We start from the raw sequence: 20,755 nt of genomic DNA on the forward strand, positions 1-20,755 counted from the left end.
GTGAAAGTCGCACGCCCAGATCTAACTGAGAGGGGCGGGGAATAATATCCCCCCTCGACTCAACCAGTAAGGGCGATGCAAGTATATTTGCATGGGGAAATTCAGGGAGTGAGGGAATCAGGTGACGTAGCCGATGAGAGGAAACTTGACGTAAAGTAGACAGTATAAAAATGTAAATAAAAGTTAAGTTTCAATCACTACTATGCTCTTATTAAGAGCTAAAGGCTATCCAGTAGATAATTACAAACTAAATCACTTACAACTAAAAAAAATGTAGCTGATTTTGATGGACAAAGCTATAATAACTCCTAGGTAGCTAAAAGGTTATAAATTCCCGCACTTCTTGGTGCTTGACAAAAACCACGGCTACCACTCAAACTTAGCCCTCATAATTTTCTCTAGGATTTCGTTCGACAATCACTTTGTCGGGCGAGCGTTGAGTTTTTTCAACGCTCGACAGCCCATAACTAAATAAAATAATACCCTTTGCCAGGAGTTCACCCGAACTCCTTTTTTTGTGTTTATTTTAATGTCGAATTCAATTGAAAGTTTGTTCACCCAATCAGAAAGGAGTTTTCACATGGCTAAACCCAAACATAAAAGCATGAGGAATCAGCCAGAGATGTATGACGAAATCAAAAAACCCTTCACCTTTAGCCTTACACAAACAGCCGTCAAAGAGCTGGAGCTTCTTGCCAAAATACACGGCATTTCTCGCTCAGAAATTGTTGAGCAATTTGCGAGAGGACAGATCCAGTTGCAAACTCAACCACCTACCCAAACTAATCATTAGTCAGAAACCCAAACTTTTTGACAATCCAGCCCTTTTTTAGCCTCACTGATTGCACTATGAATCTTTGGATTGCCCGAACCCCACTACTGTATTTTGGCTATCGAATACAAAAGCTTAAAAGCGCTCGCTTACAAAGGTTAGCTACTAAACAAGAGCTAACTTTTGCTAGTTTTAACCAGCCAATTGGTTGGAGTGTGGCGTTGACTTTATACCTTGCTAAGCATAGCAAAGCATTAGCTCTTACGCATAACATAAGTTTTTGGGAGGTTATAAATAGCCAAAAACTTATTTATAAGCTAAGCGGGCTTTCAAGAATAAGAACCTTGCTGTATAACGTTTACAGCCGACCGCCACCTATAGTAAAAACTACAGTAAAGTTGTGATTTACTGTAGTTTTTACTATTATTTGAATGAGAGCCAATTTCTGAAAGGCTCTTTTCAAAGCTTCGCAGCCCTTCCACAAGACCTAAACTTGTCCCGTCTTCCTCTACCAGCATTTATAAAAATGAAAAAAAACCTCTCTTTGACCGATATTCTCGGTCTTTATGCTAGTTACATTCAGAGCAAGCACCCGCAAAAGAAAGCGCAAGAAATTATTTCTCAAACTGAAACGGCTATCAACCGTTACACTTTGCCAGGATGGGGCTTGGAGCCTTTCAAAGGCCGCAAGGCCACGCGAGTTGAAATAGACAAAGCCACGGCCTTTAAACAAGGTATAAACGTTGAGCAGTTCTCAACTGCGAGGGAAGCTCAAGAAAAAGCATTTGAATTGCTGCAACCCTCGGATAGTAGTAAGGAGGTTTATAGCTGTCGGCTCAATGAACTTCTTTCTTGGTCTAGCCAGGAGGGGTGGTGGCCGGGCAATACCTTACCTGAGAAACCTGTTGATTGCTGCGGGGGGCGTCGCCGTCGGGGCTATGGAATTATGGCGAAAACGCTACTGACGAGCCGCTCTGCTTTGCCGCCTTATGGTTTGCAGCCAGAGCAAGTGTCAGAGAAGTTAAAAGCTAAAATTGAACATTTCTACAAGTTTCGTACCTCAGCTCACTGGCCGGGTAGGTTAGATGAACCGGTGAAAACAAAAGCCTGTCGCAACCAAATTGGCCTGCTCTTTCACTTGCTCGGCTGGTTCTTTTACTACCGAGGAGTGCCGTTGGAGGAGCTGTCTTTAGATACTTTAATTCCGCCGGTTGAACTCAAGGCCGCTTCTAAGGAAGCGGAGGCTGCAATGGCTGCTAAGGTGGGGAAGTATGTAGATTGTTGGGTCTGCGAATTTTGCAACTTTTTGATCGAGAAAAGAGGTGCTAAAAGCCCCCACACTCGCAAGAATTACCTGTGTGCGCTGCTGGCGGTGGCGAAGTTTCAGTATCACCTTGAAATCACTTCTAGCGATTACAGCGAAGTGCCGGCTGTGAAGGTGTTGCGCGGACGGCTGTCACTGGCAAATAAGGAGTTGAAGAATCACATCCCAGTGGCGGATGTGGATAAGAAGTGGCTGGATTTGCCCTACGTTTGGGAACTAATTGTCGAACCGCTGCGCTTGGAGTGCCAACCGAAGTTGGCGTGTGGCTCCCCGAGGTCTTTGGAGGCGACTGTTTCTAGCTTCCAGCGCTACGTCCTCTGGGGGTTTTTGACCTATAGTCCCCCCCGGCGACAGCAGGAGTTGAGGGAGTTAAAAATGGCTCTTGAGTGTCCGGTGAAGCGGCCTGTGGATGTACCTGCTGACGGTTTGTACCAGCCTCTGCCTACGGGTCGCAACCGCGACCGGAATTGCGGTTATCTGTACAGGACACCGGACGGTCGCTGGCTCAAGGATGTAACGTCAGAGTCTTATAAAACTGGTAAGACTTACGGACACCAAGAATTGGAGATTCCTAACGTACAGTTCCCTGACGGTCGATGTTTCTACGACTACTTGGAAACATGGCTCTATGGCTATTATAAAATGCCGGACGGAAGTTGGCGTTCCTGCGGGGCAACTTTCAATCCAGGCGAGCAGAAGGTTGGGCGTTTGTGGGCGGGTCGCTTGCAGTTTGACGCCGTTGGTGAATTCGTTTTTGTGCGACATAATGGGGAGCCTTTTTGTGAGGATAATATGGCTAGCTTCATCAGCACGGCTGCTCATGGTCTAACGGGCCAGCGACTGACTCCTCACTTGCTGCGGGACATCTTTGCGACTCATTTTTTGGATAACGGAGCGTCTGACTCGGACATTGCTTCTCTGGCTTATGGCATGGGCCACAGCCCGCAGGTTCTTCGGGCGATTTACGACCGCCGCCGCCCTGAGCAAAAGCACAGACCGATTCAGTTAGCGGTTATGGAGTTAGTCCAAAAGTCTTTGCATCCCGATTCAACTTCTGACTAGCGAACTGTATTTCGCTTTCCCCTGCATAAGTGTGCAGGGGTTTTTTTTACTGTTTTTCTGACTTTAATTACAACCTGACTTACGCACGTCAGCTCACACACGTCTGTTGAGTTCTGGCACTTGGAGCATCATATTGCCCATTAAAAAGGTAGTGTGGTTATTCGCTTGGTTGCGGGTGCGATCTGCGCTTGATGCAATGTGTATCCTGTTGTAGTCGCTTCCTGTGTTATCGCTTGGTCGCACTTTGTACCAAGGAGTCCGGAGAGTAACGTTTGGACGGAAGTTATCTTGGCGATCTGCTGCTGCAATTTAAGAGCGATTCAGTTGCTACTACGAAACCCAGTGGGCAGTGTGAGTTTTGCTGTTGGGGGAAAGCACGTACTGTGGCTTCACTATTAACATTAAATAGTTGTCGATGCTGGCAACACTGGGAGCTGCATTGCTTGGATTGCCCAGGAGTAAGTTGCGGTTATTAATGGCGCTCACTGATGGGTTTTCTGATGCTTGGTTTGGCTTGCTGCACCCTTGGTTTCTTAAGAACAATTTGAGGAAGCCGAGACGGCGCTGAGGGCGCAGTTGGATTGCAGTCGCTAATAATCCCTACCAATACTCTTGGCGATCGTCCCCCCTTGCCACAATTTCCTCACTATCAGTCGCTCCCATTCTCATCGCTCATGCCAAGCTTATCAGCAGCCTGACAATCCAATGAATGCAGCACGCGCTCCACAGCGCAGAATTCTGTACTTTGAGCTGTCAGATGTTTGAATGTTTCAACATTCAAACATCTAAATGTTTATAAGCTGTTGTCGGGATTGAACTGTTGGAGGTATTGAGCCACCGACTTTTCCTGAGCAGACCGCAATCTCTGGTTGAAACATTCAAACATCTAAATGTTTAGAGGCTGTCGTCGGGATTGAACTGTTGGAGGTATTGAGCCACCGACTTTTCCACTAGCTCGCTCATTTCCTGACCTGATTGCGCTGCTGCGGATTTAAGTTGGCGGTGCAGAAGTTTTGGCAGGTAAACCGTAGTACGAACAAAGTTGGGGTCTTTGCTTTTGGATAGCGCCACACTGGGTGAAAGGTCAGGTTCACCGGGCTTGAGTTTCTTGGCTTTTAACAAATCATCAAAGCGGCTCATGGAAGTATCTCCTTGCCGACAGCGGCATAACAACCCCAAGCAGCTTTTGCGTAGGCATCTTTGACAGCACTTACGGGAACCCCGGTCAGGGCTGCTTTCTGAAATACTGCCAACCGCCTGACCTCAGCTTTAAATATCGGCAACTGAGCTTTCTCGATCGTTCTGCGAGACTCAATCCCGACTTTGCTAGGAGCGGGCGGGATGAGGGTGAGCAAAATGCGGTAATTCGATTTTAGGGAATGCAGAGCTTCCACCATTTGCAGCATCGCGGTGAGAGCCATCGCATCGGGAGAACTCGGCAAAATCAGCAAGTCACAACCTTCTGCTACAGTTTTGAGTTCGTCGGGGTCGGGTCTAGCCGGCGTGTCTATCACGATGTGCTCGTAATCTCTGGCAAAGCGAACTCCTTGTTTTTCATCTACCACTTTGAAGGGGAGGGAACCCCGCGCAGCCCAATCCAAAGCACTGCGGTTGAGGTCGCCGTCTACCAAAAGTGTAGGTGCTTTGGTTTGCAGGTAAGCTGCCAAGTGCAGTGCTGTAGTTGTCTTTCCGACTCCGCCCTTGAATGAGGCGATTGTCACGATCATAGGTATACCGATACGTTGATTAACTCAACTTTACCTCTTAATCATCTAAATGTCCAAACATTTGAATGCTTGAATGTTTTAAATGATGCCGTATCTTGCCAGTTATAGGGCGGGTTGGCTCGGCTAATTAACGATAATAACGTAGCGCTCGGTTGCAGGTGATTGGAGGAGGTGGATTTTCCCAAAAATCAAGCAGTTGCTGCACTGCGAGAGTCTGCCCCTATCCGCTCTCTCGCAGGTGTGATACTGTCGCGGGTCGCATCACCTGCGGTTGATTTAATCATCTAAACGTCTAGATGTCTGAATGCATAATTCAATATTTATGCAACTGGTACCTGGCGATTGCCTCTCAGTTCCTCAGCGTTCGCCAACTCATTAGTACGCTACATATAGCATAACTGTGTAAGCCCTGTGGCTGTTGAGATTGAAGAAGACGGAGTGCCCTAAGCAACGCTTCGCCCGATGTGCTTAGGGCGCTTCAAATCTGTGCCATACCGCCATCAACAAACAGCTCGATGCCGTTGACAAAACTGCTGTCGTCACAGGGGAGAAAGACAACGGCTTTGGCAATCTCATCGAGCGTTCCTACTCTTCCCAGGGGGATAACGCTGCTTGGCTATCAATGTTACGCACAGCCAGAGTAACTTCAGCCCCAGTCAAAGCCAGTGCGCGTACCGTCTCTATTCCAATGCCTGATTCTGCTCTAGTAACTATCACTCGCTTGCCAGAAAGAGCGATTCCTTCTACTACCTCGGCCGCGGTGGAATGCCGTCCAAAGGGTGTTGCGATTGGTGTCATTTCCACCGCATTATTGCTTCGTTTTCAAAATGTTAGCGATCGCCTTGAACTTCAATAGTTTGTCAATTCTTTTTACTTACAGGAATGCGTTGCCACAGATCGGTAAGCTCAATGGTATCGAAGAATGCCACTACCTTGACAATACGCCCATTTTTCATAGTCATATACCAGGAATAGGTGTTGGTATAGGGTTTGCCGTCTTTGGCTGTAGCTGTTCCATCCCATAAGGCAATTACCGTGTCACCCTCGGCATAAATACCTCGGACACTGGGTATTATTCTGACGCTCAATCGCTCGTTAATGGGTACTATCGCTTCCTCCAAAAACTGCTGGCGGCTGGTGTAGGTTTTGGAAATTGGACTTCTGCCTGTAATCGTCCATTCCACATCATCAGCCAGCAGATCGAAGAAACTACCAGTGTTATTTGCCCATTTGGCAAAGCCTTCGCGTACTATTTCTTTATTCTGACTCTCATTAGATTGCACAATCTGGCGAATCTCTGCTTGCTTTGGCTCGGCTTTAGCACTGGACACAGGTGCTGCGGTGGCTATCATCAAACCAAAGCCAATTAATCCAAAGCTAATTAGTAATTTATGGTGGGGGGTGATGGTGTCTTTTTTCATAAATCCTCTTTCTGGATTAAGTTTGTGTAGAAAACGCTATTTTGTTTTTGTTATTGAATCGAAACGTCAGACAGCCCGAATTATCAGTATTTCTGCAATCAAAAACACAAGAGATATGCCTGCCTTTTCATGGCTGAGTCTTCCACTTCTTATCTGAAATCGGTAGACTCAGCTAGAGTTCGCCATTTCGCCGTTTCTTGCTCAACGTAAGCGTTCTTCTCGGCTATTGTCTGAAGTGTATCTGTGCCTAGAGGTAACCGCAGAGGTGGTTCGTCTGCGTTGACAATCTCCAAGATGGCTGGGGCGAGCTTAGTAGGATCTCCTGGCTGTTGGTAGTTAAGTTCAGTCGCTACGTCACGGATTTTCCCGACCGTCTGGGCATAATCAGGGATTTGCACTGCACTCGGACGTAGCGAACTGTTATCGAGAAAACCAGTGCGGAAGTATCCCGGCTCAACCACCGTCACGTGAATCCCCAACGGGGCTAACTCACCATGCAGAGCTTCGGTAATGCCTTCGACGGCAAACTTGGTTGAGCCATATATGCCCCATCCTGGGGAGGAGCGATAGCCACCGATCGACGACATATTAATGATGTGTCCTGATCGGTGCTGACGCATACTGGGTAGCACAGCACGGGTGACATTCAGCAGCCCAAAGACATTGGTGCGATAAACGCTCTCAACCTCTTCGGCACTGCACTCTTCCACAGATCCTAGCAAACCAAATCCCGCATTATTGACCAACACATCAATTTGTCCAAATTTTTCTAGACTTGTGGCGATCGCTGCTTTTACCTGAGCCTCATCGGTGACATCCATGCTCATTACTAATACGTCTTTATTGGTGCCAAACTGTTGCAAATCAGGCTGATTGCGGGCGGTAGCAATTAATCTGTCACCTGCTGCCAAAACTGCTTTCCCAATCTCGGCACCCAAGCCCCGTGAAGCACCAGTAATGAGCCATGTTCTCTGAGCCATCATCTATCTCCTGAAAATTTTTAGGGTTAGTAGCAAAGCTTCGATCTGCAATATCATCGTATCCAGCAAACTTGAATTTTGTAACTGATTTGCTATTGGTGTTTGTAGGAATTCAATATAGGAAATTGACTTGAACTTGTCGTCCACTCAAGGTTGATATTTTTACTCAATAGTATGATTAATGAATTAGCCAATCTAAAGATGGTAGGGTGATTCCAACTTAAGTTGGAATCTACATTCATCCGAAGGCACAACTTAGTTACAAAACAGGTGCTTCAGGTTTATTTCAAATATTTCTTGAACCATCTCAAGGCAGTTGTACTTGCGATCTTGAAGCCGTCTCCCTGGAAGGCATCAAAGTGCCCGCCTTTCAAGATTGTGAGAGACTTCGGCTCCATCGCCCGCGCATAGACAGCGACGGCTAAGTCGGCAGGGGCAAGAAAGTCTTTCTCGCCAACAATCAGGCATAGCGGGGTGGGAAAGATTGCCTCTATGTGAGGAATCGGTTCGTAATAAAGACAGTGTTCAACCGATTCAAAGGTGAGTCGATTCTCCCATCTTCCTTCGCTAGCACTCTGAGCCGATTCCACCCAATCGAAAGCGTCGGGTGTCGGTAGCAAGCTGGGTTTACCGGGTGGAGCAACTAACGGGAAGTAGCCCACTTCTCCGGTTTGATACCGTTTTACTCGGTCTTGTGAAAGTAGTTTTGTGAGTTCTTCGAGTTCAAGTGGGGAGGTTTGGCGACGGGAGTTAAGAAACCCACTCACTGTAGGCATTTGTGCCACGATCGCTTTCACACGCCGATCGAATGCGGCTAAATGCAGCGCGTGACCCCCGCTATAAGAAAAGCCCCAAACACCTATGCGCTCAGGGTCAACTTCGCTTTGTAGTTGAGTCCAAGTAATGGCATTGCGGTAGTCTTCCTGCTGCTCGGTAGGGATAATTTGCCCACGAGGTTCTCCCTCACTACCACCAAGGTAGCGATAATCGAACAGCGTGACGACGAACCCAGCTTGAACGAATAACTCAGCGAACTGAGGTAGCCCCATCTCTTTGGTCAAACCAATTCCATGAGCCATAACAATTGTGGGATAGCGATCGCCAGGTGCGATTTTATCCGGAGTATAAAAGGTGACAGAACACTTTAGACCTTTACTTTCAAAGCTGGTTTTTCTTTGCATAGTTGCTGTGAGAGTTAGTAAATTTGTTGGAGATTGTTGTTATATTTTGAAGCGAGTTCCTTATATGCTTCGTTATGGGAGCATCCCGGTTTTGTAAAAGTAGTATCAAGAGAGGATAATAGGTAGAGCGTCAACAGAAGCGTGAACTGGATTCGTAGGAGGAGTGGCTATGACCCCTGAACAGAAGGAGCGTTTAAAAGCTTGTGCTGCTGAGATTGCCGAGATTATGTACACAAATACTCCGGTCTCAGAATTATCAAGTCTGGAAACAATCGAAAAGCATATTCGAGAGCAATGGCTAGAATTAGTCGGGCCGGAGGTTGGTTTTTTTTTATCAAACAGGCAACAGGAACAGAATCAGGACGGTCTCGCACAGTAAAAAGTTGCATTGGTAAGCTAATAATTACTGAAAAACAAGCCGAAAAATTGGGAGTCAAAAAATCTACTCGTTTAGCTCCATTATTGGAAAAGTGCTGCCTGCGTCAGGTGGCTAATCTCTCTTATGAGAAAGCTGAGAGTGAAATAGAAGCCCAGACGGGAGTGCATATAGGCCACACTTGTTTACACCGATTAGTGGAAAAGCAAGAATGGGCGCCCATAATAGCTGCTTGGGAGGTAAAGGAAACCAGTGTGGATGGGGGGAAAGTCCGTCTCAGAAAAGAAAAGGGAGAGGGCAGTCACTGGCTTGACTACAAGGCTGTGCGACTGCACGACAGTTATTACGGGGCATTTTTTCTTGACAACCAAGCGTTAGTTAATTATGTGAACAGTCAGCCTTTATCAGAGCTACTAACCTGTTTAGGAGATGGTCATGATGGCATTTGGAATATTATTGTCCAGTTGAATCCTGACGGGACGCGGCGGGAAATTTTAGATTGGTATCACTTAGTTGAAAATCTATGTAAGGTCGGTGGCTCGTTGAAGCGTCTGGCGCAGGGTAAGGAGTTTCTGTGGCAAGGACGAGTCGAGGAAACCATCAATTTATTTAAGTCTTGCCGTCAAAAACAAGCCCAGAACTTTTGTGCTTATTTGGAGAAGCATCGCCGACGGATTGTTAACTACGAGCAATTGTCAACACAAAAGGTTTGCTCCATCGGCTCGGGAGCTGTAGAGTCAGCAGTAAAACAAATTGATAGAAGGTTAAAAATTTCAGGAGCGCAGTGGTTGATGAAAAATGTTAATTAAATGCTTAAGCTCCGGTGTGCCTACCTTAACGGATCAATATCCGTTTGATGCTCAAAAGTGCAAAACCGGGATGCTCCCTTCGTTATTGCCCGATATATCTACTTTTAGGGCGCTTCAAATCCGTGCCATATCGCTCGCCATCGACATAAACTGTTGCCATCCTTACGATCGCGCTCTGCGGCTGTTTGAGCAAATTCCTGGGCAAGTTGATGACCGATATAGAGAACATTGAGCGGTTGTATTTTTTCAAGACATTGCATCATGTTTAGTTCTCCTTCAGCAATTTATTGTTATTGCTGTCTCATGGGTGAGGTAAATTATTTGCAGTAGTAATGGCTGTTATTAACGGATCGAAATTCCAGTGATCGCTATACCGAATCCCATTAATAAACAAAGCTGGGGTAGCCGTTATTCCGCTGCGGACGCCACTTTCGATATCTTGATTGATGCGCTCAAGATGTATATGCTTAAACATATCGTGCAGAAATTGGGAGATATCGAGTCCTAGATCGTTGGCATACTCTACTAAATAACCATCTGCTAACTGTTGTTGATGGAGGAACAAAATATCATGTATTTGCCAAAACTGACCTTGGACAGCAGCAGCTTCAGCAGCTTCAGCAGCACGTAGAGCTTGAGAATGAATTTGGATCTGCGGAAAATGACGAAAAATAAAGCACAAATAATCCTCTCCCAACGCAATACTTAGTTGTTGCCCAATGACTTTCAGTAACCGATAAACATCCGCACTTTCTTGACATTGATAATCTCCATACATCACCAGTATCACGGCGGCTCTTAACATACCCTGGTGATGATCCTGGGGTGAAGGTGGGACAAATAATAAGCGGTGTTTAGGGTCATTGTTCACTGAAACCTCCGAGGGGAAGTATGTTTACCGCAAGTGATACTTACAGTGGGCTAAGCCTACATTAGGCATCTCTAAAAATTAAATATGCGTTATTTGAAACCCTTGTATATACGTTGTATACATCATTGCAATGCCTCCCTACAATCTTTACCATTACTATGCACTACCACCCAATTTCTAGACTGCCGTAAAGATGTCTGTTGGTACACCCATCGAAATTTAGAGTTCTCCCTCAGTGGATGCAGGTGCCAGTTGCGACTTAACCATCAATTAACTTCGCTTCGATTTAGTGAGTAGTAACTAGCTAGCGCTCACTTTCCTTGAGATCTGCATTCTTTACGAAGCTAAAGCCCTTTCAATACGGCGGTCGGGGATAAGCCACATGATTGCAACTAGGACATATAGCAGACAAGCCAGTTCTGGGTTTACAAAGGAAAGCAGAATTGCTAGGGCATAAATCATCACTGATATCTTGCCTTTAAAGTCTCGACCTAGCGCAACTGCAAGAGCGGAATCTTGACCGTGGCAAGCAATGAGGGTGCGGGTAAGAATGTAGTAAGCGATCGCCGAAAACAACAGCACTGTGCCATAAAAGGCAACTGGCAAGGTGGCGAAGAGGTTCTCGCCGGCCCATGCCGTGACGAAGGGAATGAGCGACAACCAGAACAGCAGATGCAGATTTGCCCACAAGACGCTACCACTGACATGCCGAGATGCTTGTAATAAATGGTGGTGATTGGTCCAATAGATGCCGAGATAAATAAAACTCAGCACATAGCTCAAGAACACCAGGATGAGGGGACGCAGGGCAGTTAAGTTGGCTTCATGGGGCGCTCTCAATTCCAATACCATAATGGTGATAATAATAGCGATCACACCATCGCTAAATGTTTCTAACCTCCCTTTACCCATCTGTATACAGGCTCCTTTTTGCTTAGTTCAAAGATTATTTTGCTGCTGACAGCTTACGAGTAGAATCGCTCGTAATCATCAGACCTGTTGCTTTATAAGCTGGAAAAAGCTATGAAACCTAACCGTAGCAAGGCTTTCGGACTTTTTTAAATCGATGGCTGTAATCCTTGCACCGTGGGATTTCCAGCGATTTTTTCCGTTATAAAGCAACATATCTATTAACGATCAAGCTCACCTGCCTGAACCCTCGACGAGCCACGAACTCTGAAAAACCTATCGGCTGGGTCGGAGGCAGCGCTTGGTTCGGATTGCCTTGACTGCTTAAACGCCAACACTACTTCGATATCCTGCCCTGCGAGCACATGCGTTCGCAGGGCAGCAGAGCCGGTCAGTATTTGATAACGGCTCGACCGATGATGTTACCCGTCCGCAGGAGGTCGATGTTTTCGTTGATGTCGTCGAAGCGAATAGTCTTGACGGCATGCCGGATCTTGCCCTGCTGCGCCAGTGAAATCACCTCGCTGAGGTCGTTGTAGTTGCCCCAGAAAGAGCCGTGGTAGGTGTGCTCGCGACCGACAAAAGGAAAGAGCGGCAGGCTGATCTTGTCTCCGACGAGTCCCACGGACGAGTAATGACCGGAAATGGAAAGCAGCTCGAATCCCAACCGGATCATTTCTTCGACCCCAGCGCAATCAATAACTGCATCGACCTCACCTTGACCTGTGGCTTTGCTCAACTCCTTGCGAACGTCATCGAGCGACTTGCCCTTCGTACTGATGGCATGATCGGCCCCGAAGTCCTTGGCTACGGCAAGTTTCTCTTCATTGCGGGCGAAGGCAACCACCGTCGCGCCGCCACCGAGCAACTTTGCGTACTGAACAGCGTAGCAACCGAGTCCGCCGATTCCAAAAACTGCCAGGATACGGTTCGGTCCGAGAGCACCAGCGTCGCGCAATTTCTTGATGCCGCGGTATGGCGTTAGTCCGGCGTCGGTGAGCGGAGCGAGTTCCTCGGCTTTCAGTCCGAAGCGCTTGTCCACCTTGATGATGTACCTGGGGGGGACGGGTACGTATTCTGCATAACCGCCGTACGGACCGAACCCAGGCCAATTTCTATGTGCACAGATTTGGGTATTGCCCTGCTGGCAGTGCCGGCACGTCCCGTCGCCCCAACCGCCCACAATGACCACTTGGTCGCCTTCCTGAAGTCCGGACGACTTGGACACCCTACTTCCAACATTCTGCACCTCACCCGCGATTTCGTGGCCGGGTGTCGTGGGAAAGGTTAGCTCAGCGTACTGCCGAAAGTACCCGTCCACCAGTTGCACGTCGGTTCGGCACATGCCTGCAGCCGTGACTTTGAGTAGCACCTCATCGGCCCCGAAGTCTGGGATCGGGACATCTTCGAGGACAAGGGGTTGCTTGTAACCGTGCATTCGTGCTGCTCGCATGGTGTGTCTCCTTACTTGTTTGTCGGAGGAACGATATATTGGGTGTGTCGCAAAAATCCTTTAATAACAAACCAACTTGATCGTTTGCGTTCTTTTAAGCACTCACTCCAGAGATTGCTTCGATAAATCTGGCTTGAGAGACATTTTTTTCCTTGTTAGATGTCTTGCACTTGCCGTTTTCGCATCATATTCATTGCTTCGATTCCACTCAAGATTCGTTTCGCACTACTGAATGTTTTGAATCTCGTCATTGGCTTCACAATTCGCTTGAACGCTCGATGATCCTGCTCAATCACGTTATTCAAATATTTGCTTTGTTGTAATTCAGTGCACATCCAGTAGCAGCGTTGGAAGATGGAGCTTAAACGGAGAGGGGTTCTCCAACAATCCAAGTGTCATGCTGAGATGAAAGCTCAGTCCAACCAGCAGGCGGCGTTTGACCTATTTGGGGGAAGAATTCCTCAATATCGCCGGGTATAAAGAGGAAAAGCATCCGAGCCTCTCCGGGTCCAAGATTCACCCATCCATGTACGCTGTTACGGGGTACAACAACTGATGTTCCAGGTCCAACCTCAAACTCTTCACCCGCGCAGTGAAAGCGAAATTTGCCTTCAATTACTTCAAATATCTCCTCCCTCTCTTTATGATAGTGAAGTGGCGGGCCTGAGAACGGTGGGGTACGCACTTCGAGGATTGTGAAAGCCCCGCCGACATCTTGGCTATGTACGTGGATAGCCATTTGCTCACCAGGCATTGTATCGAACCAATTGAGGTCTTCGCTCCGGCTGACAATTGCAACTTTGTTTTTACTCAATGCGGTGTTCATCGTTTTACCTCTTATAATTGTGGGATTGAGGATCGAAGCACGTCATTATTTGCAGCGATAATTGCGGCCCTCTACTCGGTTTACGATCCTGGCTTGAAGGAGGGACAAATAATTAACGGTGTTTCTGAGAAAAAGTATGTTTATTGCAAGTGATACCTGGATTCGACTACGCCTACATTCCTCTGTGTGCGATCTGTATTCAGCAAACTTGAATCTTGCAACCCAATTGCTATAGGTGTTTGCATAAATTTAATATAGAAAATCGACTCTGGGCTGTCGTCCACTCACAGTTGGCAATTTTATTGAATCGCATGGACGATCTCATAACCCATCTCACAATGGAAGGCTATCTCCAACTAAAGTTGGAATCGAAAGTTAACCGAAAGCACAGCTTACAAAGTGACAATCCCACGTTTGACCGCAATAATCACGGCTTGAGTGCGATCGCTTACTCCCAATTTACTGAGAATGCGATTGACATGGGATTTGACAGTGCTTTCTCCAATAGTTAGAGCAGTTGCAATATCTGAATTACTCATTCCTTGCCCCATTAAACCCAGTACCTCTAGCTCTCGATCGCTCAGTTCTGGATTACTCATGCGCTGCACTAGCTTTGCCCCTACCTCTGGCGGAATGTACTGCTGACCGCGATTAATCATGCGAATGGCATTGAGAAGTTCCTTGGGTTTTGTATCCTTGAGCAGATAGCCTTTCGCACCTGCCTGCAATCCGCGATAGATATCTTCATCGCCATCATAGGTTGTTAGCACAATAATTCGGGCAGATTTAAATTGGGCACAAATCGCAGTAATAGCTTCCACTCCTCCTATCTGCGGCATTCGCAAATCCATCAAAGTCACATCCGGTTGATGTTCGCCAAAGCAAACGATCGCCTGTTGTCCATCTTCTGCTTGAGCAATTACCGTCATTTCTGGGTCGCGGTTAATGATGGTTGCCAATCCTTGTCTCACAATGGAGTGATCGTCAACAATTAAAACGCGAATTGTACTGGATTGGTTGCTCATAGTTTTCATCCTCGATTGACGATGACAATAATTGCTGTTCCTTGCCCTAGTTGACTTTCTATTCTCAATTGCGCTCCAATTCGCTCTGCTCGTTCGCTCATTCCCAACAATCCAAATCCGCCAACCGAGGGAATACTACCTACGCCAAAGCCTTGTCCATTGTCTTTGATGCACAAACTACATTGTGCATCTTCATAGACTAACTCAAGGCGAATTTCGTCAGCTTTTGCATATTTAATTGCATTTGTCAATGCTTCTTGCCCAATTCGCAGTAAGTTATTCTCCACTTCGGCGGGTAAAGAATAGGCTGTACCCTGAATTTCGTAGATCAAAACAGTATCATCGGTAGCAGATCTCATTTGCGTTACAAGACGATTGAGGGCGCTAGATAAATCGCCTTCCTCTAACAACTGAGGGCGGAGTGCAGTGACTGAGCGACGAGCTTCACTCAGCCCGATTCGTGCCAATTCATCGATTATATCCAGATGTGCCTGTGTTCCTTCTAAATCATCCTCTAGCACTTGGATGGCTGCACCAACTTGAACCAAAATGCCTGTAAATGCTTGAGCTAACGTATCATGAATTTCCCGTGCCATGCGGTTGCGTTCTTCTAAAATTGAAGTTTCTTCGGCACGTTTGCGATCGCTGATGTCTGTGATTAACCCATAGTATCCTTTTACTTGACCATTGTCATCGAAATCAGGGATGAGGGAATTATTGATATATTTTTTGCCAAACACACAGGAAATTTCTGACTCATAGGTTGTAACTTGCCCTGCCAGTGCTTGATTGATGTACGGTTGTACAACTTGATAAGCTGCCTCACCCAAGTTTTCGCAAATATGCTTGCCCAAAATCTCACCTCGGCTACAACCAAACCATTCCTCATAGGTGCGGTTGACAAACCGATAACGCTGGTTGAAATCTATATATGTGATACAAACAGGGATAGCGTCCGTAATCAGTCGTAATTCCTGTTCTCGTAAGCGAAGCTCGTCGTAGACATCGCGCAATTCGGCTTCGCTTTTCTGTAAAGCTGTTGTTCGTTGGGCAACCTGCTGCTCTAAGGTGCAACTGTAATCGGCTAACAGTTTCTCGGCTTGTTTTTGCTCGGTAATATCTTGAAAGGTGGCGATCGCATAAGTCACATTTCCCTGCTCGTCAAAGGCAGGAGTTGCCCATACCTCAAGGGGAATCGTGGCGTTATTGCGGTGAATTTCTATATCATCAACTCTAATACGTTCACCTTTTAGCGCTCGGATAATTGGCATTCTCTCAGCTAAATACTTTTGATCCGTTCCAGCTAGATAAATTTGATACTCTTCTGCAAGTTGATTGGGTGTCACAGAAGGATCAATATCTTTACCCAATAGCTGAGTTGCTCGCTGGTTAAAGTAATAAAGACGACCCGATGTATCTACAACTGCAACACCAACTGGCATTGCTTCCATAAATTGAGTCATTTTACTTTCGCTCTCATGGAGCTTTGAGTAGAGCCTGGCATTTTCGATCGCAATGGCTGCTTGAGTTGACAATAGGTGTAAAACTTGCGTTTGCTCTGGTGTAAATGCCCCAGCCGTTAACTGATTCTCAAGATACAAAACGCCAACTAGCTTACTTTGATTCAGAAGTGGCAAACATAAAATTGATTGAGTTTTATTGTGCTGGATGTATGGATCATTGATAAAATTACCTTCATGAGCTGCATCATTTAAAATGATATATTCTTGAGTACGAATAACATAGTTAATAACTGACTGGGGAAGGCGATTTACAGTTGGAATCGATTGCAGCACTTTCGTAGCATAGACATTTTCACCATCACCGTCATTTAGTTCACCACAAGCTTCAATGACCCATTGTTTTGCGTTTTCCAAAATCAGCAATCCGGTTTTTGCGCCAGCATTTTTGATTAAAATCTTCATCAAGGAATTGAGTAACTGCTCCAGTTCAATTTCACTAGCGATCGCTTGTGATGCTTTGATCACCGCTGCTAAATCGAAAGCGATGCCGGGACTATGAGAGGTGGTTTTAGAATTTGTGCCGTTTGATATGTCACCCATGTCCGACGGCTGAGGTAATAGTTGTGGATAGCGAGTTTCTAAATCTTTGACCTTTGCCATTGCTCCCCACCGTTCATAGCAGTAGTGAGCTTCTTTCATATAGGTTTGGGCAAACTTTTCCCTGCCACGAGATAGATAAAACTTGGCAGCTAATTCATAGGATAAGGCTTCTTCTCGAAGATAGCCATTTTTTTTCGCTTCTTGAATGGCTTGTTCGTAGAACTCTTCGGCTTCAAACAATTGGCCTAAAACTCGTGCAGTCTCGGCTTCTACTAAATGATATTTATGTAAATAATTCATGGGCGCGTAATGTGCCCACTGCTTCATTTTTTCCTGATTTACCGCAATTTTTTGGAGAATTTGTTCTTGTGCTTGCGTACTACTTTCAGGGTATATTGCAAGTCTTGCCAGAGCATCATAGAGGCAGTAGAAAGGACCAAGAGGGGAGCTTGTTATTATGATCAAATAACGTTCTGCTATGGTTGAGGTTTCAACAGCCTGAGCATACTCCGAAAAGAGGTAGTACAGCAAAAGTTTATTGAAATAGACATTAAAAATTGCACTTTCATCATTTGCTGCTTCATGTTTTGGTAATCCATTCTCCTCATTGTAAAATTTGCCCACTAGACGAGTTGGATCACCCGAGTCTCCCATCAAATTTGCGATCGCCTGCTGAAATATCAGATTCCAGGTTAGTGCTGTTTCCTGTTTAAGTTGGTGGATTGCTGCATTGTATATTGTCATCTCGCGATCAACCTCTACGAGTTCATTTCCGACAACATAGGAGTTAAAGCAATAAGTGTGAGCAGCATAGGAGGCAAACTCTAAGTCTCCGGTTTCTAGCCCACTTCGGTAGGCTTCTAAAATAGGCTGTAATGTGTCTTTTACATGCTCTTTCCAATGAATGATGAAGGTATTCACAATGACCAATGTTCTAGCTCTAAGTGAATGAGACTTAGGTGATGACAATAGCCTTAACGCTAACTTTCCAAACTCGTAGCCAGTCTCGATGTCTCCCAGATTTCCACACAGAACTAATCCAAAATTGGCATAAGCAAAGGGAGACACAAAGGCATTTCCATATTCAAATGATAAGCTTACTTGTTTAGATATCAGTAGCGGCATTAAATTAGGAATAGCAATCCAGGCCGCAATAGTAATTCTGGATAGTATTCTCATTGCTGCTAACTTATCCGCCTTGCACATTTCTGGCAGATGAATCCACTCCTCGCAAACACGAAGCGGCTTGTCGTTAAATATCGATTTTTCCCTCAGAAGGCATGAGATTGCGTCTAGTTCAAGCTGAATATCTGACTGACTTGGCTGTTCGGGAAAGCAAATTTCCAGTTGGCGCAACACTTGTAATCCAGTGTTTATTGCTCCTAACGGTTGATTTTGTGCCATGTCAGTTTGAATTTTGACTTCGTATACTTTCACGCTATCAAGAACCGTTTTAGCCTGCTCCAGAACAATCGCTGCCCAGTCCTCCACCTGCTCAAAATTGCCACACAAGTACGCGACTTCTGTTATTTCTGCGTACAATTCTAAGCTCAGGTCATAATCTGTTTGCCAGCTAGATGCTGCCAGCCAAACTCTTGCTGTAGCTAAATATTGTTTTGACACACCATAAGCGATCGCTGCTTTTGCTTTCTGACCTGCGATTAAATTTAATCTGGCAATTTTATCTCGTTCTGCTCGATCGGTGACAAGCTCAATCCCATAATTAAGATGATCGACTATTTCAAATAGCCGCTCTGATATTCGCTCCGGCAAAGTCTTTTCTAGTAAATTGCGACCAATTTGGAGATGAACAACTTCTTTGTGCGACTCATCGATTAAGGCATAAGCTGCTTGCTGGACGCGATCGTGCAAGAATTTGTAATCCTGAACCAAGAGTTGTTCATCTAACTCAGATGTCGGCACAATTAAACCTGACTGAGCCGCTGCTATTAGTTGCGGGAAAATTTCCCTAGATGAGCTTTCACAAATGATAGAGAGGGTGCTTAAATCAAAATCAGCACCAACACAAGCGGCGAATTGTAAAACTTGCTGGGTTGCTGGAGGCAGTTTTTTCAGTTTTCCAAGCATCAACTCCACCACATTACCGGTGATATTCTTGCCTTCAATGTGAGTGATATCCCATTGCCAACTGAGATTTTCAAGGTCGAAGCTTAACAAGTTTTCTGCAGAGAGCATTTTCAGAAACTCATTGACAAAAAAGGGATTTCCGCCTGTTTTCCGCAATACTAATTCTGCCAGTGAGATGATTGTACTGATGTCACTGTGTAATGTGTCTGCAATCAGTTGTGCGATCGCGCTTAGTTCCAACGGTGCTAACCTAATTTGGCTAGTAGTTGCTCCCTCTTTTCTGAGTCCCTCCAGCATTATTGTTAGTGGATGTAAGTAGTCCACCTCATTATCTCGATATGCTCCAATCAGAAACAGATATTGCGTCTGGGCATCCGTCATCATCAACTCGATCAACTTGAGTGTTGCTGAGTCTGCCCATTGAAGATCGTCCAGAAAGATCGTTAAGGGATGTTCTACTGAACCAAATACCCGAATGAACTGCTGAAAGACTCGATGGAAGCGGTTTTGAGTTTCCGTTGTCCCAACTTCCGGTACGGGCGGTTGCTTGCCAATAATCAATTCAACTTCAGGGATCGCATCAATGATGATTTGCCCATTGCTTCCCAACGCCGTTAGAAGCCGATATCGCCACTGTTGCAACTGCTGGTCGGGTTCACCCAGCAGTTGTTGCACCAATTTTTGTAGGGCATGGGCGATCGCACTGTAGGGAATATTGCGCCCAAATTGATCGAATTTACCAGAGATGAAATAGCCGCGCTTTTGGGTGATTGGTTTATAGATTTCCTGCACTAACGCTGACTTGCCAATTCCAGCATAGCCAGACACCAACATCATTTCGACTTTGAATTTTGTTTCTGTATTGTTGAGTAAAGCAGCGACGCGATTGTACTCTGGACATCCTACGCGAACGAAAGCAGCTAATAACAGTGCAACTTCCTGCTCTCGTCCATATAGTTTTTGGGGAATTTGAAACTGATCCGAAACGTCTTCAAGCGCCAGTTGAATGGTATCAATTTGACCTGTTTCTGCGAACTGACGAAGACAGATTTCTAAATCGGCTTTGATTCCCCAAGCACTTTGATAACGCTCTTCAGCATTTTTCGCCATCAGTTTCAAAATAATATCTGAAACGGGTTTGGGAATCGTTACTTTCAGTTCGTGAGGTGGAATAGGCTGTTTGGCAATATGACAATGGACTAGCTCAAGGGTGTCTGTTGTGGAAAACGGCAGATGTCCAGTTAAAAGCTCGTAGAACGTCACACCGAGCGAGTAAAAATCGGTGCGGTAATCGAGGAAACGGTTCATACGCCCGGTTTGCTCAGGAGAGAGGTAGGCGAGGGTTCCTTCTAGAACATGAGGGCTTTTGAACGTTGGATTCGTGCGGTTAAATTGGGTAGCAATTCCGAAGTCAATAATTTTAACGACACCAGTATCTGGATTGAAAACAATGTTTCCAGGGTTGATATCCTTATGAATGACATGGGCGGCATGGATTTTGCCCAGAATATCTGTGAGGTCGATCGCCAGCCCCAGAAACCTGGATAAGGGCATCGGGCAGAAGTTCTCTGGACGCTTGTGCCTCCATTGCTCTAGGGACTCTCCGCCAAAGTCTTCTAAAAAAATAATGAGTGTGCGTTGATAGTCTTGCTGACTGTATGCCTTGACCACTCCTTGCAGGTTGAGGGAGCGGGTAATTTTATATTCCTGTTTGTAGCGGATTAATTCTTGAGGAGATGGATAATCTTGTTTGAGCATTTTTATGACGATCACTCGATCGTCTTGGGCGCTGATGCCCCGATACACTAGAGAATTAGAACTTTCGTAAATTTTGCTGAGAAGAGCAATACCCGGTAGAGCAACCATAG

General features: G+C 45.9%; 20 protein-coding genes. 3 read left to right on the forward strand and 17 right to left on the reverse strand.

Translation table 11 applies throughout. The features are described 5' to 3' along the window. The first annotated feature begins 580 nt into the window (after window positions 1-580). Together QUB25_RS25785 and QUB25_RS25790 are read left to right on the forward strand one after the other, a co-directional pair. Window positions 581-793, forward strand: coding sequence for a ribbon-helix-helix domain-containing protein (locus QUB25_RS25785; RefSeq protein ID WP_333187631.1), 213 nt, complete (start codon window positions 581-583; stop codon window positions 791-793). A 505-nt stretch (window positions 794-1,298) separates the two neighbouring features. Beyond that, entirely contained in the window at window positions 1,299-3,158 is a 1,860-nt protein-coding gene (locus QUB25_RS25790) for a tyrosine-type recombinase/integrase (protein WP_333187633.1), read from the forward strand. Between the two features lie 93 nt (window positions 3,159-3,251). Here the strand turns inward: QUB25_RS25790 and QUB25_RS29905 are convergent, their stop codons facing one another. The 9 genes from QUB25_RS29905 to QUB25_RS25825 all read right to left on the reverse strand — a co-directional run bounded on the left by QUB25_RS29905 (window position 3,252) and on the right by QUB25_RS25825 (window position 8,467). Beyond that, the gene (locus QUB25_RS29905; protein WP_445251987.1) at window positions 3,252-3,467 is read right to left on the reverse strand and encodes a DNA/RNA non-specific endonuclease; all 216 of its coding nucleotides are present in this window, start codon (window positions 3,465-3,467) and stop codon (window positions 3,252-3,254) included. A 21-nt stretch (window positions 3,468-3,488) separates the two neighbouring features. Further along, window positions 3,489-3,644, reverse strand: a complete 156-nt coding sequence (locus QUB25_RS25795; protein ID WP_333187635.1) for a hypothetical protein — start codon at window positions 3,642-3,644, stop codon at window positions 3,489-3,491. A 408-nt stretch (window positions 3,645-4,052) separates the two neighbouring features. Then, a complete protein-coding gene (locus tag QUB25_RS25800) occupies window positions 4,053-4,298 on the reverse strand; it encodes a CopG family transcriptional regulator (protein ID WP_333187638.1) in 246 nt (81 codons plus the stop codon). Beyond that, window positions 4,295-4,885 carry a ParA family protein gene (locus QUB25_RS25805; protein ID WP_333187641.1) on the reverse strand — a complete coding sequence of 197 codons (591 nt, stop codon included), beginning with the start codon at window positions 4,883-4,885 and terminating at the stop codon, window positions 4,295-4,297. Before QUB25_RS25805 ends, QUB25_RS25800 begins: the two co-directional genes overlap by 4 nt. 478 nt (window positions 4,886-5,363) lie before the next feature. Beyond that, window positions 5,364-5,489 (reverse strand): SDR family oxidoreductase, encoded by a 126-nt coding sequence (locus QUB25_RS29910; RefSeq protein WP_445251988.1) that lies wholly within the window; start codon window positions 5,487-5,489, stop codon window positions 5,364-5,366. Further along, window positions 5,471-5,683 (reverse strand): hypothetical protein, encoded by a 213-nt coding sequence (locus QUB25_RS25810; protein ID WP_333187644.1) that lies wholly within the window; start codon window positions 5,681-5,683, stop codon window positions 5,471-5,473. The genes QUB25_RS29910 and QUB25_RS25810 overlap by 19 nt, the downstream gene beginning before the upstream one ends. Window positions 5,684-5,745: 62 nt before the next feature. Continuing rightward, complete coding sequence (locus QUB25_RS25815) at window positions 5,746-6,306, reverse strand: nuclear transport factor 2 family protein (RefSeq protein ID WP_333187646.1); 561 nt, start codon at window positions 6,304-6,306, stop codon at window positions 5,746-5,748. Window positions 6,307-6,455: 149 nt separating this feature from the next. Further along, window positions 6,456-7,289 (reverse strand): oxidoreductase, encoded by an 834-nt coding sequence (locus QUB25_RS25820; protein WP_333187647.1) that lies wholly within the window; start codon window positions 7,287-7,289, stop codon window positions 6,456-6,458. A gap of 278 nt (window positions 7,290-7,567) precedes the next feature. Further along, window positions 7,568-8,467, reverse strand: coding sequence for an alpha/beta fold hydrolase (locus QUB25_RS25825; RefSeq protein WP_333187650.1), 900 nt, complete (start codon window positions 8,465-8,467; stop codon window positions 7,568-7,570). Window positions 8,468-8,636: 169 nt separating this feature from the next. On the opposite strand from QUB25_RS25825, the gene QUB25_RS25830 reads away from it, so the two are divergent. Next, window positions 8,637-9,652, forward strand: a protein-coding gene (locus QUB25_RS25830) for an ISKra4 family transposase (protein WP_333187653.1) whose coding sequence is annotated in 2 segments (ribosomal slippage) — window positions 8,637-8,790 and window positions 8,790-9,652 — 1,017 coding nt in all. Because the reading frame shifts where the segments join, the coding sequence is not laid out codon by codon here. Between the two features lie 104 nt (window positions 9,653-9,756). On the opposite strand, the gene QUB25_RS25835 is transcribed toward QUB25_RS25830, so the two are convergent. The 8 genes from QUB25_RS25835 to QUB25_RS25865 all read right to left on the reverse strand — a co-directional run bounded on the left by QUB25_RS25835 (window position 9,757) and on the right by QUB25_RS25865 (window position 20,753). Then, a complete protein-coding gene (locus tag QUB25_RS25835; RefSeq protein WP_333187656.1) occupies window positions 9,757-9,915 on the reverse strand; it encodes a hypothetical protein in 159 nt (52 codons plus the stop codon). Window positions 9,916-9,953: 38 nt separating this feature from the next. Beyond that, on the reverse strand, window positions 9,954-10,523 hold the full coding sequence (locus tag QUB25_RS25840) for a DsbA family protein (RefSeq protein WP_333187659.1): 570 nt from the start codon (window positions 10,521-10,523) through the stop codon (window positions 9,954-9,956). Window positions 10,524-10,859: 336 nt separating this feature from the next. Beyond that, entirely contained in the window at window positions 10,860-11,435 is a 576-nt protein-coding gene (locus tag QUB25_RS25845) for a TMEM175 family protein (RefSeq protein WP_333064550.1), read from the reverse strand. Window positions 11,436-11,823: 388 nt separating this feature from the next. Further along, complete coding sequence (locus QUB25_RS25850; protein ID WP_333187663.1) at window positions 11,824-12,870, reverse strand: NAD(P)-dependent alcohol dehydrogenase; 1,047 nt, start codon at window positions 12,868-12,870, stop codon at window positions 11,824-11,826. Between the two features lie 170 nt (window positions 12,871-13,040). Further along, window positions 13,041-13,220, reverse strand: a complete 180-nt coding sequence (locus tag QUB25_RS29915; protein ID WP_445251985.1) for a DDE-type integrase/transposase/recombinase — start codon at window positions 13,218-13,220, stop codon at window positions 13,041-13,043. A gap of 26 nt (window positions 13,221-13,246) precedes the next feature. Continuing rightward, window positions 13,247-13,711 (reverse strand): cupin domain-containing protein, encoded by a 465-nt coding sequence (locus tag QUB25_RS25855; RefSeq protein WP_333187666.1) that lies wholly within the window; start codon window positions 13,709-13,711, stop codon window positions 13,247-13,249. 392 nt (window positions 13,712-14,103) lie between these two features. Beyond that, window positions 14,104-14,736: a response regulator transcription factor gene (locus QUB25_RS25860; protein WP_333064553.1), complete on the reverse strand. Its 633-nt coding sequence runs from the start codon at window positions 14,734-14,736 to the stop codon at window positions 14,104-14,106. A 5-nt stretch (window positions 14,737-14,741) separates the two neighbouring features. Next, on the reverse strand, window positions 14,742-20,753 hold the full coding sequence (locus tag QUB25_RS25865; RefSeq protein WP_333187670.1) for an AAA family ATPase: 6,012 nt from the start codon (window positions 20,751-20,753) through the stop codon (window positions 14,742-14,744). Window positions 20,754-20,755: the final 2 nt, after the last annotated feature.

This window comes from Microcoleus sp. B3-D7 (assembly GCF_036705305.1).
GTDB lineage: Bacteria > Cyanobacteriota > Cyanobacteriia > Cyanobacteriales > Microcoleaceae > Microcoleus.

What these genes read in the sequence shown, in the direction of transcription:
- QUB25_RS25785 (WP_333187631.1), top strand. Translation starts at nt 581, where the DNA reads ATGGCTAAACCCAAACATAAAAGCATGAGGAATCAGCCAGAGATGTAT.
- QUB25_RS25790 (WP_333187633.1), top strand. Translation starts at nt 1,299, where the DNA reads ATGAAAAAAAACCTCTCTTTGACCGATATTCTCGGTCTTTATGCTAGT.
- QUB25_RS25800 (WP_333187638.1), bottom strand. Translation starts at nt 4,298, where the DNA reads ATGAGCCGCTTTGATGATTTGTTAAAAGCCAAGAAACTCAAGCCCGGT.
- QUB25_RS25805 (WP_333187641.1), bottom strand. Translation starts at nt 4,885, where the DNA reads ATGATCGTGACAATCGCCTCATTCAAGGGCGGAGTCGGAAAGACAACT.
- QUB25_RS25810 (WP_333187644.1), bottom strand. Translation starts at nt 5,683, where the DNA reads ATGACACCAATCGCAACACCCTTTGGACGGCATTCCACCGCGGCCGAG.
- QUB25_RS25815 (WP_333187646.1), bottom strand. Translation starts at nt 6,306, where the DNA reads ATGAAAAAAGACACCATCACCCCCCACCATAAATTACTAATTAGCTTT.
- QUB25_RS25820 (WP_333187647.1), bottom strand. Translation starts at nt 7,289, where the DNA reads ATGATGGCTCAGAGAACATGGCTCATTACTGGTGCTTCACGGGGCTTG.
- QUB25_RS25825 (WP_333187650.1), bottom strand. Translation starts at nt 8,467, where the DNA reads ATGCAAAGAAAAACCAGCTTTGAAAGTAAAGGTCTAAAGTGTTCTGTC.
- QUB25_RS25835 (WP_333187656.1), bottom strand. Translation starts at nt 9,915, where the DNA reads ATGATGCAATGTCTTGAAAAAATACAACCGCTCAATGTTCTCTATATC.
- QUB25_RS25845 (WP_333064550.1), bottom strand. Translation starts at nt 11,435, where the DNA reads ATGGGTAAAGGGAGGTTAGAAACATTTAGCGATGGTGTGATCGCTATT.
- QUB25_RS25850 (WP_333187663.1), bottom strand. Translation starts at nt 12,870, where the DNA reads ATGCACGGTTACAAGCAACCCCTTGTCCTCGAAGATGTCCCGATCCCA.
- QUB25_RS29915 (WP_445251985.1), bottom strand. Translation starts at nt 13,220, where the DNA reads ATGTGCACTGAATTACAACAAAGCAAATATTTGAATAACGTGATTGAG.
- QUB25_RS25855 (WP_333187666.1), bottom strand. Translation starts at nt 13,711, where the DNA reads ATGAACACCGCATTGAGTAAAAACAAAGTTGCAATTGTCAGCCGGAGC.
- QUB25_RS25860 (WP_333064553.1), bottom strand. Translation starts at nt 14,736, where the DNA reads ATGAGCAACCAATCCAGTACAATTCGCGTTTTAATTGTTGACGATCAC.
- QUB25_RS25865 (WP_333187670.1), bottom strand. Translation starts at nt 20,753, where the DNA reads ATGGTTGCTCTACCGGGTATTGCTCTTCTCAGCAAAATTTACGAAAGT.